Origin of the sequence: Thauera sp. SDU_THAU2, from assembly GCF_038260575.1 — a bacterium.
In the GTDB taxonomy this organism is placed as follows: Bacteria; Pseudomonadota; Gammaproteobacteria; order Burkholderiales; family Rhodocyclaceae; genus Thauera.
The window spans coordinates 4,485,009-4,500,440 of sequence record NZ_JBBWUN010000003.1 but is presented as its reverse complement, the minus strand read 5'-3'; the positions used below and the strand labels follow the sequence as shown (position 1 = coordinate 4,500,440).

General features: G+C 68.1%; 17 protein-coding genes and 1 pseudogene. 13 read left to right on the top strand and 5 right to left on the bottom strand.

Translation table 11 applies throughout. The annotated features are described in order from the left end of the window. Nucleotides 1-211: 211 nt before the first annotated feature. Nucleotides 212-2,962 carry a DNA polymerase I gene (gene polA / locus AAFL97_RS22775; protein ID WP_341646862.1) on the bottom strand — a complete coding sequence of 917 codons (2,751 nt, stop codon included), beginning with the start codon at nucleotides 2,960-2,962 and terminating at the stop codon, nucleotides 212-214. Nucleotides 2,963-3,028: 66 nt separating this feature from the next. Here polA and AAFL97_RS22770 point away from each other — a divergent pair, with 66 nt between their 5' ends. From AAFL97_RS22770 to AAFL97_RS22710, 13 genes are all read left to right on the top strand, one after another. After that, nucleotides 3,029-3,769 carry an LOG family protein gene (locus AAFL97_RS22770; RefSeq protein ID WP_341646861.1) on the top strand — a complete coding sequence of 247 codons (741 nt, stop codon included), beginning with the start codon at nucleotides 3,029-3,031 and terminating at the stop codon, nucleotides 3,767-3,769. A 58-nt stretch (nucleotides 3,770-3,827) separates the two neighbouring features. Continuing rightward, nucleotides 3,828-4,148 (top strand): DUF2782 domain-containing protein, encoded by a 321-nt coding sequence (locus AAFL97_RS22765; RefSeq protein WP_263461540.1) that lies wholly within the window; start codon nucleotides 3,828-3,830, stop codon nucleotides 4,146-4,148. A 70-nt stretch (nucleotides 4,149-4,218) separates the two neighbouring features. Further along, nucleotides 4,219-4,692, top strand: coding sequence for a DNA-deoxyinosine glycosylase (locus AAFL97_RS22760; protein WP_341647225.1), 474 nt, complete (start codon nucleotides 4,219-4,221; stop codon nucleotides 4,690-4,692). 39 nt (nucleotides 4,693-4,731) lie between these two features. Further along, nucleotides 4,732-5,688, top strand: coding sequence for a homoserine kinase (locus tag AAFL97_RS22755; protein ID WP_341646860.1), 957 nt, complete (start codon nucleotides 4,732-4,734; stop codon nucleotides 5,686-5,688). Further along, complete coding sequence (locus tag AAFL97_RS22750; protein ID WP_341646859.1) at nucleotides 5,685-6,503, top strand: BPSS1780 family membrane protein; 819 nt, start codon at nucleotides 5,685-5,687, stop codon at nucleotides 6,501-6,503. The genes AAFL97_RS22755 and AAFL97_RS22750 overlap by 4 nt, the downstream gene beginning before the upstream one ends. A 10-nt stretch (nucleotides 6,504-6,513) precedes the next feature. Continuing rightward, nucleotides 6,514-7,281, top strand: a complete 768-nt coding sequence (locus tag AAFL97_RS22745) for a BPSS1780 family membrane protein (RefSeq protein ID WP_263461536.1) — start codon at nucleotides 6,514-6,516, stop codon at nucleotides 7,279-7,281. Next, nucleotides 7,278-7,979, top strand: a complete 702-nt coding sequence (gene nadD / locus AAFL97_RS22740) for a nicotinate-nucleotide adenylyltransferase (RefSeq protein ID WP_341646858.1) — start codon at nucleotides 7,278-7,280, stop codon at nucleotides 7,977-7,979. Before AAFL97_RS22745 ends, nadD begins: the two co-directional genes overlap by 4 nt. Beyond that, entirely contained in the window at nucleotides 7,979-8,341 is a 363-nt protein-coding gene (rsfS, locus tag AAFL97_RS22735) for a ribosome silencing factor (RefSeq protein ID WP_341647224.1), read from the top strand. The genes nadD and rsfS overlap by 1 nt, the downstream gene beginning before the upstream one ends. After that, nucleotides 8,342-8,812: a 23S rRNA (pseudouridine(1915)-N(3))-methyltransferase RlmH gene (gene rlmH, locus AAFL97_RS22730; RefSeq protein ID WP_341646857.1), complete on the top strand. Its 471-nt coding sequence runs from the start codon at nucleotides 8,342-8,344 to the stop codon at nucleotides 8,810-8,812. It abuts the gene before it with no gap. A 4-nt stretch (nucleotides 8,813-8,816) separates the two neighbouring features. Then, on the top strand, nucleotides 8,817-9,428 hold the full coding sequence (locus AAFL97_RS22725) for a Maf family protein (protein ID WP_341646856.1): 612 nt from the start codon (nucleotides 8,817-8,819) through the stop codon (nucleotides 9,426-9,428). An 84-nt stretch (nucleotides 9,429-9,512) separates the two neighbouring features. Further along, nucleotides 9,513-10,967, top strand: coding sequence for a ribonuclease G (gene rng, locus AAFL97_RS22720; protein WP_341646855.1), 1,455 nt, complete (start codon nucleotides 9,513-9,515; stop codon nucleotides 10,965-10,967). 8 nt (nucleotides 10,968-10,975) lie between these two features. Continuing rightward, nucleotides 10,976-11,920, top strand: coding sequence for a prenyltransferase (locus tag AAFL97_RS22715; RefSeq protein ID WP_341646854.1), 945 nt, complete (start codon nucleotides 10,976-10,978; stop codon nucleotides 11,918-11,920). A gap of 70 nt (nucleotides 11,921-11,990) precedes the next feature. Continuing rightward, nucleotides 11,991-12,911 (top strand): DUF4351 domain-containing protein, encoded by a 921-nt coding sequence (locus AAFL97_RS22710; RefSeq protein WP_341646853.1) that lies wholly within the window; start codon nucleotides 11,991-11,993, stop codon nucleotides 12,909-12,911. Nucleotides 12,912-12,938: 27 nt separating this feature from the next. Here AAFL97_RS22710 and AAFL97_RS22705 read toward each other — a convergent pair whose 3' ends face one another. The 4 genes and pseudogenes from AAFL97_RS22705 to AAFL97_RS22690 all read right to left on the bottom strand — a co-directional run. After that, complete coding sequence (locus AAFL97_RS22705) at nucleotides 12,939-13,652, bottom strand: ABC transporter ATP-binding protein (RefSeq protein WP_341646852.1); 714 nt, start codon at nucleotides 13,650-13,652, stop codon at nucleotides 12,939-12,941. Nucleotides 13,653-13,721: 69 nt separating this feature from the next. Then, complete coding sequence (locus AAFL97_RS22700; protein ID WP_341647223.1) at nucleotides 13,722-14,369, bottom strand: ABC transporter ATP-binding protein; 648 nt, start codon at nucleotides 14,367-14,369, stop codon at nucleotides 13,722-13,724. A 97-nt stretch (nucleotides 14,370-14,466) separates the two neighbouring features. Next, nucleotides 14,467-14,994 carry a branched-chain amino acid ABC transporter permease gene (locus tag AAFL97_RS22695; protein ID WP_341646851.1) on the bottom strand — a complete coding sequence of 176 codons (528 nt, stop codon included), beginning with the start codon at nucleotides 14,992-14,994 and terminating at the stop codon, nucleotides 14,467-14,469. Between the two features lie 98 nt (nucleotides 14,995-15,092). After that, nucleotides 15,093-15,335 (bottom strand): annotated as a pseudogene (locus tag AAFL97_RS22690) (ABC transporter permease subunit); the annotation flags it as partial. Between the last annotated feature and the right edge of the window lie 97 nt (nucleotides 15,336-15,432).

The window sequence follows — 15,432 nt, the reverse complement described above, 5'->3', positions numbered from 1 at the left end:
CGGCCCCGGCACGGGCCGGGGCAAGCATTCTGGATGCCGGCGATGCTAGCACGCAGCTTTGCCGCGGGCCGCTATCGGGGCGATTGGCTGCAGCGATTTTGTAAGCGCTCTCCGCACGGGCGTACTCGGCGGGCTTTCCGTGTGCTTCGTTCGAGCGCGCGGTCGCTCCTGCGGAAAAACGGGCGGTGCGGCAAAAAAAACGGCGGCGTACTCAGTGCGCCTCGTCCCAATTGTCGCCTGCGCCGACTTCGACCAGCAGCGGCACGTTCAGCTCCGCGACGCCGCCCATCAGCCTGGGCAGTTCGCTGCGGATGGCCTCGAGCTCGTCCTTGGGCACTTCCAGCACCAGTTCGTCGTGCACCTGCAACACCAGCTTCGATTTCAGCCCGGATGCGGCCAGCCAGTCGCTGGTGGCGATCATCGCCTTCTTGATCAGGTCGGCGGCAGTGCCCTGCATCGGCGCGTTGATCGCCGCGCGTTCGGCGCCCTGGCGGCGGCCGGCCTGGGCGGCACGGATGTCCGGCAGGTAGAGGCGGCGGCCGAACACGGTTTCGACGTAGCCTTGCTCGCGCGCTTCGATGCGGGTGCGTTCCATGTAGTCGGCGACGCCGGGGTAGCGAGCGAAATAGCGGTCGATCCAGCCCTGGGCGGCGGCACGTTCGATGCCGAGGTTCCTGGCCAGGCCGTGCGCGCTCATGCCGTAGATGAGGCCGAAGTTGATCACCTTGGCGTAGCGGCGCTGTTCGCTGCTGACTTCGGCCGGCGGCACGCCGAACACTTCGCTGGCGGTGGCGCGATGCACGTCCTCGCCGTGGGCGAAGGCTTCGAGCAGGCGGGCGTCGCCCGACAGGTGGGCCATGATGCGCAGTTCGATCTGCGAGTAGTCGGCGGAGACGATCAGGTGATCCTTGGGCGCGATGAAGGCGGCGCGGATGCGGCGGCCCTCGGGCGTGCGGATCGGGATGTTCTGCAGGTTGGGCTCGGAGCTGGACAGCCGGCCGGTGACCGCGGTGGCCTGCGAGAAGCTGGTGTGCACCCGGCCGGTGGCGGGGTTGACCATGCGCGGCAGCTTGTCGGCGTAGGTGCTCTTGAGCTTGGACAGGCTGCGGTGCTCGAGCAGCAGCTTGGGCAGCGGGTAGTCTTCGGCGAGCTTTTCCAATACTTCTTCGTCGGTGGAGGGCTGGCCGGTGGCGGTCTTCTTGACCACCGGCAGGCCGAGCTTGCCGAACAGGATCTCGCCGAGCTGCTTGGGCGAGCCGAGGTTGAAGGGCTGGCCGGCCAGTTCGTGCGCCTGCAGTTCGAGTTCGTGCAGGCGGCGGCCGAGCTCTTCGGAGTGCTGGGCGAGCAGGAAGGGGTCGATCAGCACGCCGGTGCGCTCCATCTGCTGCAGCACACGCAGCACCGGCAGTTCGATGTCGCGGTAGAGCGCGGCAAGCCGGGGTTCGGCTTCGAGCTGCGGCCACAGGTGCCGGTGCAGGCGCAGCGTGACGTCGGCGTCCTCGGCGGCGTATTCGGTGGCGCGCTCGACAGCGACTTCGTCGAAGCCGATCTGCTTGGCGCCCTTGCCGCAGACGTCGGTGTAGGGAATCGTCGTCAGGCCGAGATGGCGGCGGGCGAGCGAATCCATGTCGTGCGACTTGTCGCTTTCGAGCACGTAGGATTCGAGCAGGGTGTCGTGGGCGATGCCGCGCAGCGTGATGCCGTGGTTGGCAAGCACGTGGGCGTCGTACTTCAGGTTCTGGCCGAGCTTGGCATGGGTATCGGATTCCAGCCAGGGCCGAAGCTTGTCCAGCACCTCGGCCAGCGGCAGTTGCTCGGGCGCTTCGGCGCCACGGTGGACCAGCGGCAGGTAGGCGGCTTGACCCGCTTCGACGGCGAAGGACATGCCGACCAGTTGCGCCGCCATCGGGTCGAGGCTGGTGGTTTCGGTGTCGAAGGCGGTGAGTTCGGCGGCGCCGATCCTGGCCAGCCAGGTCTCGAAGCTGTCCCAGTCGAGGATCGTGGCGTAGTTGCCGCGGTGCGATCCTGCTTCGGCCGGCTCCGCGCCCTTGCTTTCACCATCCGGAGCAAAGCGGCGCGCTTCGGTAGCGGCTTTCGACGCGGCGACGCTGCTGGCGCCGGCATCGATGTCCTTCAGCCAGGAACGGAACTCGAAGCGCTCGTACAGCGCGCGCAGCGCCACCTTGTCGTCGCCGCGTGCGGGCAGTTCGTCCAGCGTCACCGGCAGGTCGACGTCGGTGGCCACCGTCACCAGCTTGCGCCCCAGCGGCAGGAAGTCCAGGTGCTTGCGCAGGTTCTCGCCGACCTTGCCGCCGACCTTGTCGGCGTTGGCGACCAGGTTGTCGAGGTCGCCGTACTCGGCCAGCCATTTCAGCGCGGTCTTGGGGCCGCATTTTTCCACCCCGGGCACGTTGTCCACGGTGTCGCCGACCAGGGTCAGATAGTCGACGATGCGCTCGGGCGGCACGCCGAACTTGGCTTCGACGCCGGCCGCATCCAGCACTTCCTCGCTCATGGTGTTGACCCACTGCACGCCGGGGCGCACGAGCTGGGTGAGGTCCTTGTCGCCGGTGGAGATCACCACTTCCCAGCCGCGTTCCAGCGCCTGGCGGGTCAGCGTGCCGATGACGTCGTCGGCCTCGACGCCCTCGACCGACAGCAGCGGCCAGCCTTCGGCCACCACCGCTTCGTGCAGCGGCTCGATCTGCGCGCGCAGGTCGTCGGGCATCGACGGGCGATGGGCCTTGTATTCGGGATACCAGTCGTCGCGGAAGGTCTTGCCCTTGGCGTCGAACACGCAGGCACGAAATTCCGCCTTGTAGTCGCTTTCCAGCCGACGTAGCATCGACAGCACCCCCCGTATCGCCCCCGTCGGCTCGCCCTGCGAATTGCGCAGATCGGGCAGCGCATGGAAGGCGCGATAGAGATAGCTGGAGCCATCGACGAGCAGCAGGGTCGGCATTTCTGGAAATCCTCGGGAACGGGGTCCGGCCTGGTCCGGCCGATGAACACAGATGAGAACAACAACATGACCGCGAAAGAAAAACTCCCCCGCAGCATCCAGGCCCGCAACGCTCCGGACAGCGGCACACCGCGCTACGACGCGCGCGAGTCCTGGCGGATCTTCGGAATTATGGCAGAGTTCGTCGAAGCCACCGACCGCCTGTCCGCGATCCGGCCGGCGGTGTCGATCTTCGGCAGCGCACGCATACCGCCCGACCACATGTACTACATCCTGACCGAGCAGATCGCGCGCCTGCTGTCGGATTCGGGCTTCACCGTGATCTCCGGCGGCGGGCCGGGCATCATGGAAGCGGCCAACAAGGGCGCCTTCTTCGGCAAGAGTCCGTCGGTGGGGCTGAACATCCAGCTGCCGCTGGAGCAGACCGCCAATCCCTACCAGGACATCTCCCAGACCTTCCGCCACTTCTTCGCGCGCAAGTTCATGTTCGTGAAGTTCGCCGCCGCCTACGTGGTGATGCCGGGCGGCTTCGGCACGCTGGACGAACTGCTCGAGGCGATGACGCTGATCCAGACCAAGAAGAGCCAGAAGATTCCGATCATCCTGGTGCACCGCCCGTTCTGGCAGGGCCTGCTCGACTGGTTCCGCGACCGCCTGGTCGCCGACGGCATGATCAACCCCGAAGACCTCGATCTGGTGCAGGTCATCGACACGCCGGAAGAGGTCGTCGAGGCCATCTTCAAGCATTACGAGCGGCGCGGCTTCCAGCCGGTGCCGGCCGAGCACGACATGATGCTGAACCTGTAGCCGCGGCAGCAGGCTTCGGCCCAAACGGCTAGAATTACGGCATCTTCAGGAGAACACCATGCGCCGCACCCTGATCGCCCTGCTGCTCGCCGCCGCCATGCCGGCCTACGCCCAGCAACCGCCCGACCTCGAACCGATTCCCGAGCCGCCGCCGATGCCGATGGAAGGCGAGATCGACGAGCCGGAAGTCACCATCATCCAGCGCGGCGAGGACACCGTCGCCGAATACCGCATCCGCGGCCAGCTCTACATGGTCAAGGTGACGCCGCCGCACGGCGTGCCCTACTACCTGATCGACAAGGAAGGCAACGGCAAGATGGTGCGCGAGGATTCCCTGCCCGACCTGGCGGTGCCGATGTGGGTGATCAAGTCCTGGTGAGCACGCCCCCCGCGTACGCAGCTTCGCCCCGGCCGTGCGCGCCGACGCGCGGGTGCTGGTGCTCGGCAGCATGCCGGGCCAGGCTTCGCTCGACGCCGCGCAGTATTACGCCCATCCGCGCAACGCCTTCTGGCCGATCATGGGGGCGCTGTTCGGCGCGTGGCCGGAGCTGCCCTACGCCGAACGGCTGGCGCAATTGAACGCGGCCGGCGTGGCGCTGTGGGACGTGATCGCCGCCTGTGAGCGCAGCGGCAGCCTCGACAGCGCCATCGCCCCCGCCAGCATCGAGCCGAACGACTTCGCCGGCCTGTTCCGGAGCTGCCCGCAGATCCGGCACGTCTTCTTCAACGGCACCACCGCCGAAACGGCTTTCCGCCGCCATGTGCGAGGCCGTGTCGCGCTGCCGCCCGGCCTGGCTTTCACCCGCCTGCCGTCGACCAGCCCGGCGCATGCCGCGCGCGGCTTCGATGCCAAGCTCGCCGCCTGGCAGGCCGTGCGCATGGCGGCGGCCGCTGCCAACCCTGCCGCCGCGCTGGCGGCCTGACCCGAGCCACCCAGCAACCCCCGCCCCTCCGGAGTCCGCATGTCCGTCTTCACGCACGTCCCCGAAACCACGCTCGCCGAATGGCTGAAAGGCTATGCCGTCGGCCGGCTGGTGGAGCTGAAAGGCATTTCGGCCGGCGTGCAGAACAGCAACTTCTTCGTCACCACCACGCTCGGCCGCTATGTGCTGACGCTGTTCGAAGATCTGTCGCGCGCCGAACTGCCCTACTACCTGCACCTGATGGCGCACCTGTCGCGCCACGGCCTGCCCGTGCCCGGGCCGATCGCCGACCGCGACAACGAATACCTCGGCACCCTGCAGGACCGGCCCGCTGCGCTGGTGGTTCGGCTGTCGGGTTCGTCCGAGATGGACCCCGGCGTCATCCACTGCGAAAAGATCGGCGCCATGCTCGCCGGCCTGCACCTCGCCGGCCAGTCCTACGGCCGCCGCCAGGACAACCCGCGCGGTGCCGCCTGGCGGGCGGACACTGCGCAGTTGGTGCGCCCCTTCCTGCCGGCCGACGAGCAGGCGCTGCTCGATGCCGAAATCGCCTTCCAGGCCACCGTCGATGCCGCCGCCCTGCCCCAGGGCGCGATCCACGCCGACCTGTTCCGCGACAACGTGCTGTGGGACAAGGACGAGAACGGCACGCCGCACATCGGCGGCCTGATCGACTTCTACTTCGCCGGCTACGACGCGCTGCTGTTCGACGTCGCGGTGACGGTCAACGACTGGTGCAGCCAACCCGACGGCCAGCTCGACCCGGTCCGCAGCCAGGCCCTGCTCGACGCCTACCATGCCGAACGCCCGTTCACCGCCGAGGAGCGCGCCGCCTGGCCGGCGATGCTGCGCGCCGCGGCGTTGCGCTTCTGGCTGTCGCGTGCGGCCGACTTCCACCGTCCGCGCAGCGGCGAGATGGTGTCGGTCAAGGACCCCGACGAATATCGCGACATCCTGCGCCTGCGCGCCGCAGGCGTGCCGCCGCTGCCGCTATGACCAAGCCAGGACCGACCCCGCCCGTTCCCGCCCCCGGCGACGTCGCCCCGGGCCATGCCCTGCAATGGCTCGCCGACGGCTGGCGGCTGTTCATGAAGTCGCCGGTGGTGTGGGCGATCCAGGCCTTCATCGTGTTCGTGATCCTCGCCGCGCTGGGCATGCTGCCCATCCTCGGCTGGGCGGCGGCGCCGATCGCGCTGCCGGTGCTGCTGGCGGGCATGCTGTCCGGCGCCCAGGCGCTCGACCGCGGCGAGGCGCTGCGCATCGACCATCTGTTCGACGGCATCCGCCGCCACGCCGGTAACCTGCTGCTGGTCGGCACCTTCCACCTGCTGGGCGCGCTGCTGGCGGCGCTGGTGGCAGCCGCGATCAGCGGCAGTGCGATGCTGACCGGCATGGTCGTCGGCAGCGTACCCGGCGCGGGCATGGCCGCCGGCGGCGTGATGTTCGGCGCCCTGGTGTTCACCGTGTTGTGGGTGCTGCTGCTGATGGCGCTGTGGTTCGCCCCGGCGCTGGTGATGCTGCACGGCGTCGCCCCGCTCGAGGCGATGATGCTGTCCGCCCGCGCCTGCTTCCACAACCTGCTGGCCTTCATCGTGCTCGCCGCGCTGCTGTACGTGCTGGCCTGGGTGGCGCTGATTCCGGCCGGGCTGGGCATGCTGGCGCTGTTGCCGGTGACGGCCGGCGCGCTGTACGCCGCCTGGCGCGAAACCTTCGCACCGCAACTGCCTGCGCTGCCGACTCCGGCCGAGCGCTCCACCGGCGAGGACACCGCCGGCGGAGGCGCACCCGCCCCCGGCCCCGATTCCGACTGAAGATCCAACGATGCAAGCAAATACCCTTCGTTCCTCGCGTGGCTGGAACTGGCTGCGCGAAGGCCTGCAGCTCTGGCGCAAGAACCCCGCGCTGCTCAGTTTCGCCGCCTTCGGCTACCTGCTGGCGCTGCTGGTCGTCAGCATCTTCCCCTTCATCGGCCAGATCGCCGCCTCGCTGATCATGCCGGCGCTGTCGGTGGGCGTGCTCAATGCCTGCCGGGCGATCGATGCCGGCAGGAAGGTCGGGCCGGACGTGCTGTTCTCGGGCTTTCGCGGCAACCTGCCGTCGCTGCTGGCCATCGGCGGCCTGTACCTGGCAGGCTCGGTGCTGATCCTGCTGGTGGTGTCGATGGTCGACGACGGCACGCTGGCGGCGATCATGCGCGGCGACGGCGACCTCGACGAAGCCGCGCTGTCGAATTCCAATCTCGGCACCACGCTGCTGGTGGGGACGCTGCTGTCCACGCCGCTGATGATGGCCTACTGGTTCGCGCCGATGCTGGCTTCGTGGTGGAAACTGCCCGCCGCCAAGGCGATGTTCTTCAGCTTCTACGCCTGCCTGCGCAACTGGCGCCCCTTCCTTGCCTACGCGATCGGCGTGCTGCTGTTCGGCGCCCTGTTGCCCGGCCTGCTCATCGGCATCCTGGGCCTGGTCTCGCCCACGGTTGCCACGCTGGCTTCCTTCCCGCTGCCGCTGATCCTGGTGCCGGTGCTGTTCGCCAGCTTCTACATCAACACCCGCGACGTGTTCGGCCTGCCCGGCGATCCGCGCCAATGAGCGCTGCAACGGATACCGCGCCACTCGGCCTGCTCGGCGGCACTTTCGACCCGATCCACTTCGCCCACCTGCGCCTGGCGGAAGAAGCGCGCGAGGCGCTGGGCCTGCACCGCGTGCGTCTGGTCCCCGCCGGCCAGCCGCCGCACCGCGGCGAACCCGGCAGCACCGCCGAGGACCGCCTGGCGATGACGCGCCTGGCCGCAGCCGGCAACGACGGCCTCGAAGTCGACGACGGCGAAGTGCGCACGCCGCAGAAGAGCTATACCGTGCCGACGCTCGAGCGCCTGCGCGCCGAACTCGGTCCGCGGCGTCCGCTGGTGCTGATCCTCGGCGCCGATGCTTTCGAAGGCCTGCCCCAGTGGCACCGCTGGCAGGAGCTGTTCTCGCTGGCCCATATCGCCGTCGCCAACCGCCCCGGCCATGCGCCCCATGCCCGCCGCTGGCCGGCGACGCTGTCCCCCGGGCTCGCCGCGCTGTGCGAAGGCCGCCACGTCTCCGACCCGGCCGAACTGCGCGCGGCACCCGCCGGACGCATCATTCCCTTCGACATGACGCCGCTGGCGATTTCGGCCACGCTGATCCGCGATCTGATCGGCCACGGCCACAGCGCGCGCTATTTGCTGCCCGATTCCGTTCTCGACTATATTGGGGCGAATGGGCTCTACACCCGCAACCTGACTGGACATACCTCCTCTTGATGGACACTTCCGCCCTGCAGCACCTCGTCGTTTCCGCCCTCGAAGACATCAAGGCGCGCGACATCGAAGTCATCGACACCTCGCACAACACCCCGCTTTTCGACCGCATCGTCGTCGCCAGCGCCGACTCCGGCCGCCAGACCCGCGCCCTGGCCCGTAACGTACACGACAAGGCACGCGAAGCCGGCGCCGACGTCCTCAGCATCGAGGGCGAGGACAGCGGCGAATGGGTGCTGGTGGACCTGGGCAGCATCGTGGTCCACATCATGCAGCCCGCCATCCGCGCCCACTATCGCCTGGAAGAGCTGTGGAACACCGCACCCGCTTCGCGCAAGCCGGCACAGGCCGCGGCGGGAAAGTGAATGAAGCTTTTCCTCGTCGCCGTCGGCCATCGCATGCCCGCCTGGGTCGAGGCCGGCTTCGACGAGTTCGCCCGGCGCATGCCGCGCGAAATGCCGCTGCAACTGATCGAGGTCAAAGCCGAACCGCGCACCAGCGGCAAGACTGTGGACGCGATGATGACGGCCGAAGCCGCGCGCATCGAAGCCGCACTGCCGCCGCGCTGCCGCCGCGTCATCCTCGACGAGCGCGGCGCCGACCTGAGCACGCTGGCGCTGTCGCGCCGGCTGGAAGCCTGGCAGGGTGAAGGCCAGGACGTGGCCTTGATCGTCGGCGGCCCGGACGGGCTGGCGCCGGCGCTCAAGAGCACCGCCCAGGAGGCCATCCGCCTTTCCAGCCTGACCTTGCCGCACGCCCTGGTGCGCCCGCTGCTGGCCGAGGCGCTGTACCGCGCCTGGACGGTGCTGCGCAACCACCCCTATCACCGCGAATGAGCCGATGAACCCACGCATCTACCTGGCCTCGAAAAGCCCCCGCCGACGCGATCTGCTGCGGCAGATCGGCGTGCAGTTCGACGTGCTGACCTTCCGCGGCGGCGAACGCGGCGAAGATCCCGACGTCGATGAGAGCACCCTCCAGGGCGAAGGCGTCGAGCGCTACGTCGAACGCCTGGCACTGACCAAGGCCCAGGCCGGCGTACGCCGCATCCAGTGGCGCAAGCTGCTGCGCCATCCCGTCCTGGCAGCCGACACCGCGCTGGAACTGAACGGCGACATCATCGGCAAGCCGACCGACGCCGCCGACGCCCAGGCCATCCTGCGCCGCCTGTCCGGCCGCCGCCATCGGGTGCTGACGGCGCTGGCGATCAGCGACGGCGAGCGCACGCGCAGCAAGCTGTCGATCAGCACGGTGAAATTCCGCGAACTGACCGACCTCGAGATCCGCCACTACATCGCCACCGGCGAGCCGATGGACAAGGCCGGCGCCTACGGCATCCAGGGCAAGGCGGCAGTCTTCATCGAGGAGATCCACGGCAGCTACTCCGGCATCATGGGCCTGCCGCTGTTCGAAACCGCGCAACTGCTGGAGACCTTCGGCTATCCTCTGTAACCCGCGCGAGATGAGCAATACGCAAGGGCGGCCCCAGCAGGAAAGCGGGCCGCCCTTGCGCATTTCCCATTGACGCAGGCTTTCATGAGCACGGAGTTCCTCATCAACTTCACCCCGCAGGAAACGCGGGTGGCAATCATCGAACAGGGCGTGGTGCAGGAACTGCACATCGAGCGCACCGCCAGCCGCGGCATCGTCGGCAACGTCTATCTGGGCAAGGTCGTAAGGGTGCTGCCGGGCATGCAGTCGGCCTTCATCGACATCGGCCTGGAGCGCACCGCCTTCCTGCACGTGGCGGACATCTGGAGCGAGCGCCAGAACGGCGAACCCGCGCGTCCGATCGAACGCATCCTGACCGAAGGCCAGAGCCTGATGGTGCAGGTGCTGAAGGACCCGATCGGCACCAAGGGCGCCCGGCTGTCGACGCAGATCAGCCTGGCCGGCCGCCTGCTGGTCTACTTGCCGCAGGAGAAGCACATCGGCATCTCCCAGCGCATCGAGGACGAAGCCGAGCGCGAAGCCCTGCGCGACCGTCTGGGCGCGCTGGTGCCTGCCGACGAACCCGGCGGCTTCATCGTGCGGACGATGGCCGAATCGGCCTCCGACGCCGAACTGGCCGCCGACATCGCCTACCTGCGCAAGCTGTGGGGCGAGATCCGCAACAGCACCACCGGCCTGTTTCCGCCCAGGCTGCTGCACGAGGATCTCGGCCTCGGTCAGCGCGCACTGCGCGACCTCGCCAACGACGACACCGCGCGCATCCGCGTCGACTCGCGGGAGAACTTCCAGAAACTCACCGCCTTCGCCGAGGAATACACGCCCAAGGTGCTGCCGCTGCTCGAACACTATGCCGGCGAGCGACCGCTGTTCGAGCTGTACAACGTCGAGGAAGAGATCCAGAAGGCGCTCGCCCGCCGCGTGGATCTGAAGTCCGGCGGCTACCTGATCATCGACCAGACCGAGGCGATGACCACCGTCGACGTCAATACCGGCGGCTTCGTCGGCGCGCGCAACTTCGACGACACCATCTTCAAGACCAACCTCGAAGCCACCCAGGCGATCGCCCGCCAGCTGCGGCTGCGCAACCTCGGCGGCATCATCATCATCGACTTCATCGACATGGAGAACACCGAGCACCGCGAGATGGTGCTCGACGAGTTCCGCAAGGCGCTGTCGCGCGACCACACCAAGATGAGCATCAACGGCTTCACCGCGCTCGGCCTGGTGGAGATGACGCGCAAGCGCACGCGCGAATCGCTCGCCCATCTGCTGTGCGAACCCTGCCCGACCTGCGACGCCCGCGGCGAAGTCAAGACCGCCCGCACCGTGGCCTACGAGGTCCTGCGCGAGCTGCTGCGCGAAGCCCGCCAGTTCAATGCGCGGGAATTCCGCGTGCTCGCCGCGCCGCAGGTGATCGACCTGTTCCTGGACGAGGAAAGCCAGTCGCTGGCGATGCTGTCGGACTTCATCGGCAAGAAGGTCTCGCTGCATGCCGAGGCCAGCTACACGCAGGAACAGTACGACATCGTGCTGCTGTGAGCCCGCCGATGCCCGCCCCGCACCCGGCCGAACCGCAGCCCGGCCGCTTCGGCAGTTCATTCGCCTGCTACTTCGCCGCGACCCGGCCCGCCTTCCTGTCGGTGACGCTGGTGGCCTGCCTGATCGGGCTGGTCAGCGCCTGGCGCAGCGGCGTCGGCATCGATGCCGCGACGGCGGTGCTCACCGTCCTGTTCGCCCTCGTCGCCCATGCCGGCGTCAATGTCATCAACGATTACCACGACGCCCTGAGCGGCGCCGACGCGGCCAACAGCGAACGCCTGTTTCCCTTCACCGGCGGCAGCCGCTTCATCCAGAACGGCGTGCTGACGGCCCGCCAGACCGGGCTATTCGGCTACGTGCTGCTGGCGGCGGTGATTCCAGCCGGGCTGTGGCTGACCTGGCAGACGGGACCGGGCCTGCTGCTGATCGGCGCCGGCGGGCTGTTCGCCGGCTGGGCCTACTCTGCACCGCCGCTGAAGCTGATGAGCCGCGGCCTCGGCGAACTGGCGATCGCCGCCGGCTGGCTGCTGGTGGTGGTCGGCACCGACTACGTGCAGCGCGGAAGTTTCGCCGCATTGCCCGCCGCCGCCGGCCTGTCGTATGCGCTGCTGGTCGCCAACCTGCTGTTCATCAACCAGTTCCCCGACCACGCCGGCGACGCCGCGGCGGGCAAGAACACGCTGGTGGTGAAGCTCGGCCCGCAGGTGGCGAAATGGGGCTACCTGCTGATCGCCATCGTCGCCTACGGCTGGCTGATCGGCATGAGCAGCAACGGCACCCTGCCGCAAAAGACCGCCGCCGCCGCAATGACGCTGGTGCTGTCCTTCTCCGCCGGCCGCGAACTGCTGCAGCACGCCGAAGAGCCCGCCGAACTCGGCCCGGCGATCAAGCGCACCATTCTTGCGGCCAACCTGCACGGCTTGATCCTGGCCGGGGCACTGGCGTTCGGCTGAGACAAGCACACGCGATTAAAACGAATCAATTGGCATATAATCCCATTCGTCATGAAATCGGGATTGTGTGATGCCAGCGCCGAGCCACGACCAGAACTTCAAGAACCTGATCCTCGACTACCCTCGGCAGGCGCTGGCCTTCTTCGCACCCGACGAAGCCCACGACCTGGATGACGCGGTGCGCATCACCCCGATCCGGCAGGAGCAGTTGAAGGATCGGCTCGGTGACCGCTTCCACGAGCTGGACGTGCCGTTGCTGGCCGAATGGCCCGACGGCCGCCGCGAAGCGCTGCTGTTCGTGCTGGAAGAAGAAAGCACACCGGGGAGGTTTTCGATCCATCGTCTTGTGTCCTATTGCGCCACACTGGCCGAGCTGATGGAAACCGATCGCGTGGTGCCGGTGGTGATTTTCCTGCGTGGCAGCGAGCGCGTGCGACGCCACTTGGATTTGGGCAGCGAACGCCACATCTATCTGCGCTTCGACTACCTCGCCTGCATCCTCGCCGACACCCCGGCCGAGGCCTGGCTGGACAGCCCCAATCTGGTCGCCCGGCTCAATCTGCCCAACATGCGCTGGCCGCGCGAGCGCAAGCTGGAGATTTACGCGCAAACCGTGCGCGGCCTGATCGGGCTCGAACCGAGCATCGAAAAACGTATCAAATACATGGACTTCATCGACATCTACAGTCCGCTTGACGATAATGAACGGCGGCTGTACCAACTACGCTACCCGCAGGAGAACGAAGAAATGCTGACCTGGAGCGAACGCGCCCGCCATGCCGGAATACAGCAAGGCTTGTTGCAAGGTCGTGAAGAAGGCCGCGAGGACGGTGAGCGTGAGCTGCTGACCCGCCAGCTTTCCCGCCGCTTCGGCCCGCTCGACCGCCAGACCTCCGAACGGCTGCAGCGTGCCACTCGCGCCGATCTCGAACGCTGGGCGGACAGCATCCTGGATGCGCAAACGCTGGAAGACGTCTTCGGCGAACACTGAGCACAGCGTCAGACCTTCCTCCGCCGCTCACACCCCCAGATAACGGCTCCACAACTCCCGCTGCACATCCAGTTCGGCCGAGCTGCCCTGCCAGACGATGCGGCCGCGCTCCAGGATCAGGTTGCGGTCGGCGAGCAGCAGCAGTTTTTCGACGTATTTGTCGACCACCAGTGTTGTCTGGCCCTGGACCTTCAGCAAGGCCAGGCAGCGCCAGATTTCGTCGCGGATCACCGGCGCCAGGCCTTCGGTGGCTTCATCCAGGATCAGCAGGCGCGGATTCGTCGATAGCGCGCGGGCAATCGCCAGCATCTGCTGTTCACCACCGGAAAGCTGGTTGCCCATGTGGTCGGCGCGCTCGGCCAGGCGCGGGAACAGCGCGTACAGGCGATCCAGCGTCCAGGGCTCGGCTGCACCGTTGCGGCGGTCGGCGAAGGCGACGAGGTGTTCGCGCACGCTCAGGTTCGGAAAGCACTGGCGGCCTTCGGGCACGATCGCGACGCCGAGGCGGGCGATGTGGTCGGCGCGCGCGGCATGGATGGGCCGGCCGTCGAACAGGATCTGACCGCGCTGCGGGCGCAGGCCGCCGACCAGGGTCTTGATCGTGGTGCTCTTGCCCATACCGTTGCGGCCCATCAGGGCGACGACTTCGCCCGGGCGGATGTCGAAGTCCAGCCCGAACAGCACCTGACTGGCACCGTAGCCGGCCTCGAGGCCGCGACAGCTCAACAGCGGCGTGTTCATCGCACTACCCACGCGACATCCTCCCCACGGGAGGAAGAGCCCCCTCTTCGGATAGCCGGACGAGGGCGCTCATGTCTGCGCCTCCGTACCGAGATAGACCGACTGCACTTCGGCATGGCCCTTGACGTGCGCAGCGTCGCCCGAGGTCAGCACCCGGCCATAGACCAGCACCGAAATGCGGTCGGCAAGCCGGAACACCGCGTCCATGTCGTGCTCGATCAGCAGGATGGCGGTTTCGCAACGCAGGCGGCCGATCAGTTCGATCATCTGCACCGAATCCTCCGGCCCCATGCCGGCCATCGGCTCGTCGAGCAGCAGCAGCCTGGGGTGCGCGGCCAGCGCCAGGGCGAGGTCGAGCCGCTTCTGCATGCCGTGCGGCAGCACGCCGGCGAGACGGTCGAGCACCGCGGCGAGGCCGGTCCTGTCGGCCAGTGCCAGCGCCGCATCCATCAGCGCGGTCTCGGCTTCGCGCCGCCGCAGGCAGCGGAAGCTGGAGCCGGCCTGGGCCTGCACGGCCAGCAGCAGGTTGTCGCGCACCGAATCGTTGCGGAACACGCTGGTGATCTGGAAGCAGCGCGCCAGGCCGTGGCGCACGCGCTGGTGCGGCGCCAGCGTGGTCAGGTCGGTGCCGTCGAGCACGATGCGGCCGGCGTCGGCCGGCAGCAGGCCGGAGATCAGATTGACCAGGGTCGACTTGCCGGCACCGTTGGGGCCGATCAGGGCGTGGATCTCGCCGCGCTCGACGGCGAGGTCACATGGTCGGTGGCGAGCAGGCCGCCGAAACGCTTGACCAGGCCTTCGGCCACGAACAGGCTCATCGGCCGCCCTCCCGGCGCTCGAACAGCGCCGCCAGGCCCTCCCGGCGCTCGAACAGCGCCGCCAGGCCCTGCGGGGCATGGAACACGGCGAACAGCAGCAGCACGCCGAGCGGCCAGTGCCAGTAGTCGGTGTGCATCTTCAGCGTTTCTTCCAGCACCAGCCACAGCGCAACACCGAGCGGCGCACCCCAGCGCCGGCCGAGGCCGCCGAGCATCACCATCACCAGCAGCAATGCCGACTGCGTCCAGTGCATCATCGCCGGGCTGACGAAGGCGTTGTGGCTGGCGAGCAGGCCGCCGGCCAGCCCAGCCACCGCGCCGGCGGCAACGAAGCCGGCGAGCTTGAGCCGATACACCGGGTAGCCGAGCGCGACCATGCGCGTCTCGTTGTCGCGAATGCCGCGTAGCGCATGGCCGTAGCGCGAATGGGCGACGCGGCTGAAACACGCGAACACCAGCGCGGCGATGACCAGCACCACCCAGTAGAAGACGTCCGGATGCACGCCGTCCAGCCAGGCGCCCATTTCCAGCGGGTGTACAGGCCGTAGCCGTCGTCGCCGCCATAGGTGCGCAGCGACACCGCCAGGTAGTACAGCATCTGGGCGAAGGCCAGCGTGATCATGATGAAATACACCCCGCGCGTGCGCAGCGACACCGCGCCGATGAGGGCGGCGGACAGGCCGGCGACGACCAGCGCGCCGCCCCAGGCCAGCCAGGCGGACGAGAAGCCGGCCTCGACCAGCGCGACCACGGTGTAGGCGCCGACGCCGATGAAGCCGGCATGCCCGAGCGCGGCCATGCCGCCGTAGCCGAGGATGAAGTTGAGGCTGCTGGCGGCGATGGCGACGATCAGCAGCCGGCGCACGAAGCCGACGTAGTATTCCAGTCCGAACACCGGCGCCAGCAGCGGGAACAGCGCCAGCACCACCAGCACCAGCCAGGGCAAGCGGCGGACGAAGCCC

Coding starts and splice junctions, on each gene's coding strand:
- polA (WP_341646862.1), bottom strand. CDS start 2,962: ATGCCGACCCTGCTGCTCGTCGATGGCTCCAGCTATCTCTATCGCGCC.
- AAFL97_RS22770 (WP_341646861.1), top strand. CDS start 3,029: ATGACCGCGAAAGAAAAACTCCCCCGCAGCATCCAGGCCCGCAACGCT.
- AAFL97_RS22765 (WP_263461540.1), top strand. CDS start 3,828: ATGCGCCGCACCCTGATCGCCCTGCTGCTCGCCGCCGCCATGCCGGCC.
- AAFL97_RS22760 (WP_341647225.1), top strand. CDS start 4,219: ATGCCGGGCCAGGCTTCGCTCGACGCCGCGCAGTATTACGCCCATCCG.
- AAFL97_RS22755 (WP_341646860.1), top strand. CDS start 4,732: ATGTCCGTCTTCACGCACGTCCCCGAAACCACGCTCGCCGAATGGCTG.
- AAFL97_RS22750 (WP_341646859.1), top strand. CDS start 5,685: ATGACCAAGCCAGGACCGACCCCGCCCGTTCCCGCCCCCGGCGACGTC.
- AAFL97_RS22745 (WP_263461536.1), top strand. CDS start 6,514: ATGCAAGCAAATACCCTTCGTTCCTCGCGTGGCTGGAACTGGCTGCGC.
- nadD (WP_341646858.1), top strand. CDS start 7,278: ATGAGCGCTGCAACGGATACCGCGCCACTCGGCCTGCTCGGCGGCACT.
- rsfS (WP_341647224.1), top strand. CDS start 7,979: ATGGACACTTCCGCCCTGCAGCACCTCGTCGTTTCCGCCCTCGAAGAC.
- rlmH (WP_341646857.1), top strand. CDS start 8,342: ATGAAGCTTTTCCTCGTCGCCGTCGGCCATCGCATGCCCGCCTGGGTC.
- AAFL97_RS22725 (WP_341646856.1), top strand. CDS start 8,817: ATGAACCCACGCATCTACCTGGCCTCGAAAAGCCCCCGCCGACGCGAT.
- rng (WP_341646855.1), top strand. CDS start 9,513: ATGAGCACGGAGTTCCTCATCAACTTCACCCCGCAGGAAACGCGGGTG.
- AAFL97_RS22715 (WP_341646854.1), top strand. CDS start 10,976: ATGCCCGCCCCGCACCCGGCCGAACCGCAGCCCGGCCGCTTCGGCAGT.
- AAFL97_RS22710 (WP_341646853.1), top strand. CDS start 11,991: ATGCCAGCGCCGAGCCACGACCAGAACTTCAAGAACCTGATCCTCGAC.
- AAFL97_RS22705 (WP_341646852.1), bottom strand. CDS start 13,652: ATGAACACGCCGCTGTTGAGCTGTCGCGGCCTCGAGGCCGGCTACGGT.
- AAFL97_RS22695 (WP_341646851.1), bottom strand. CDS start 14,994: ATGGGCGCCTGGCTGGACGGCGTGCATCCGGACGTCTTCTACTGGGTG.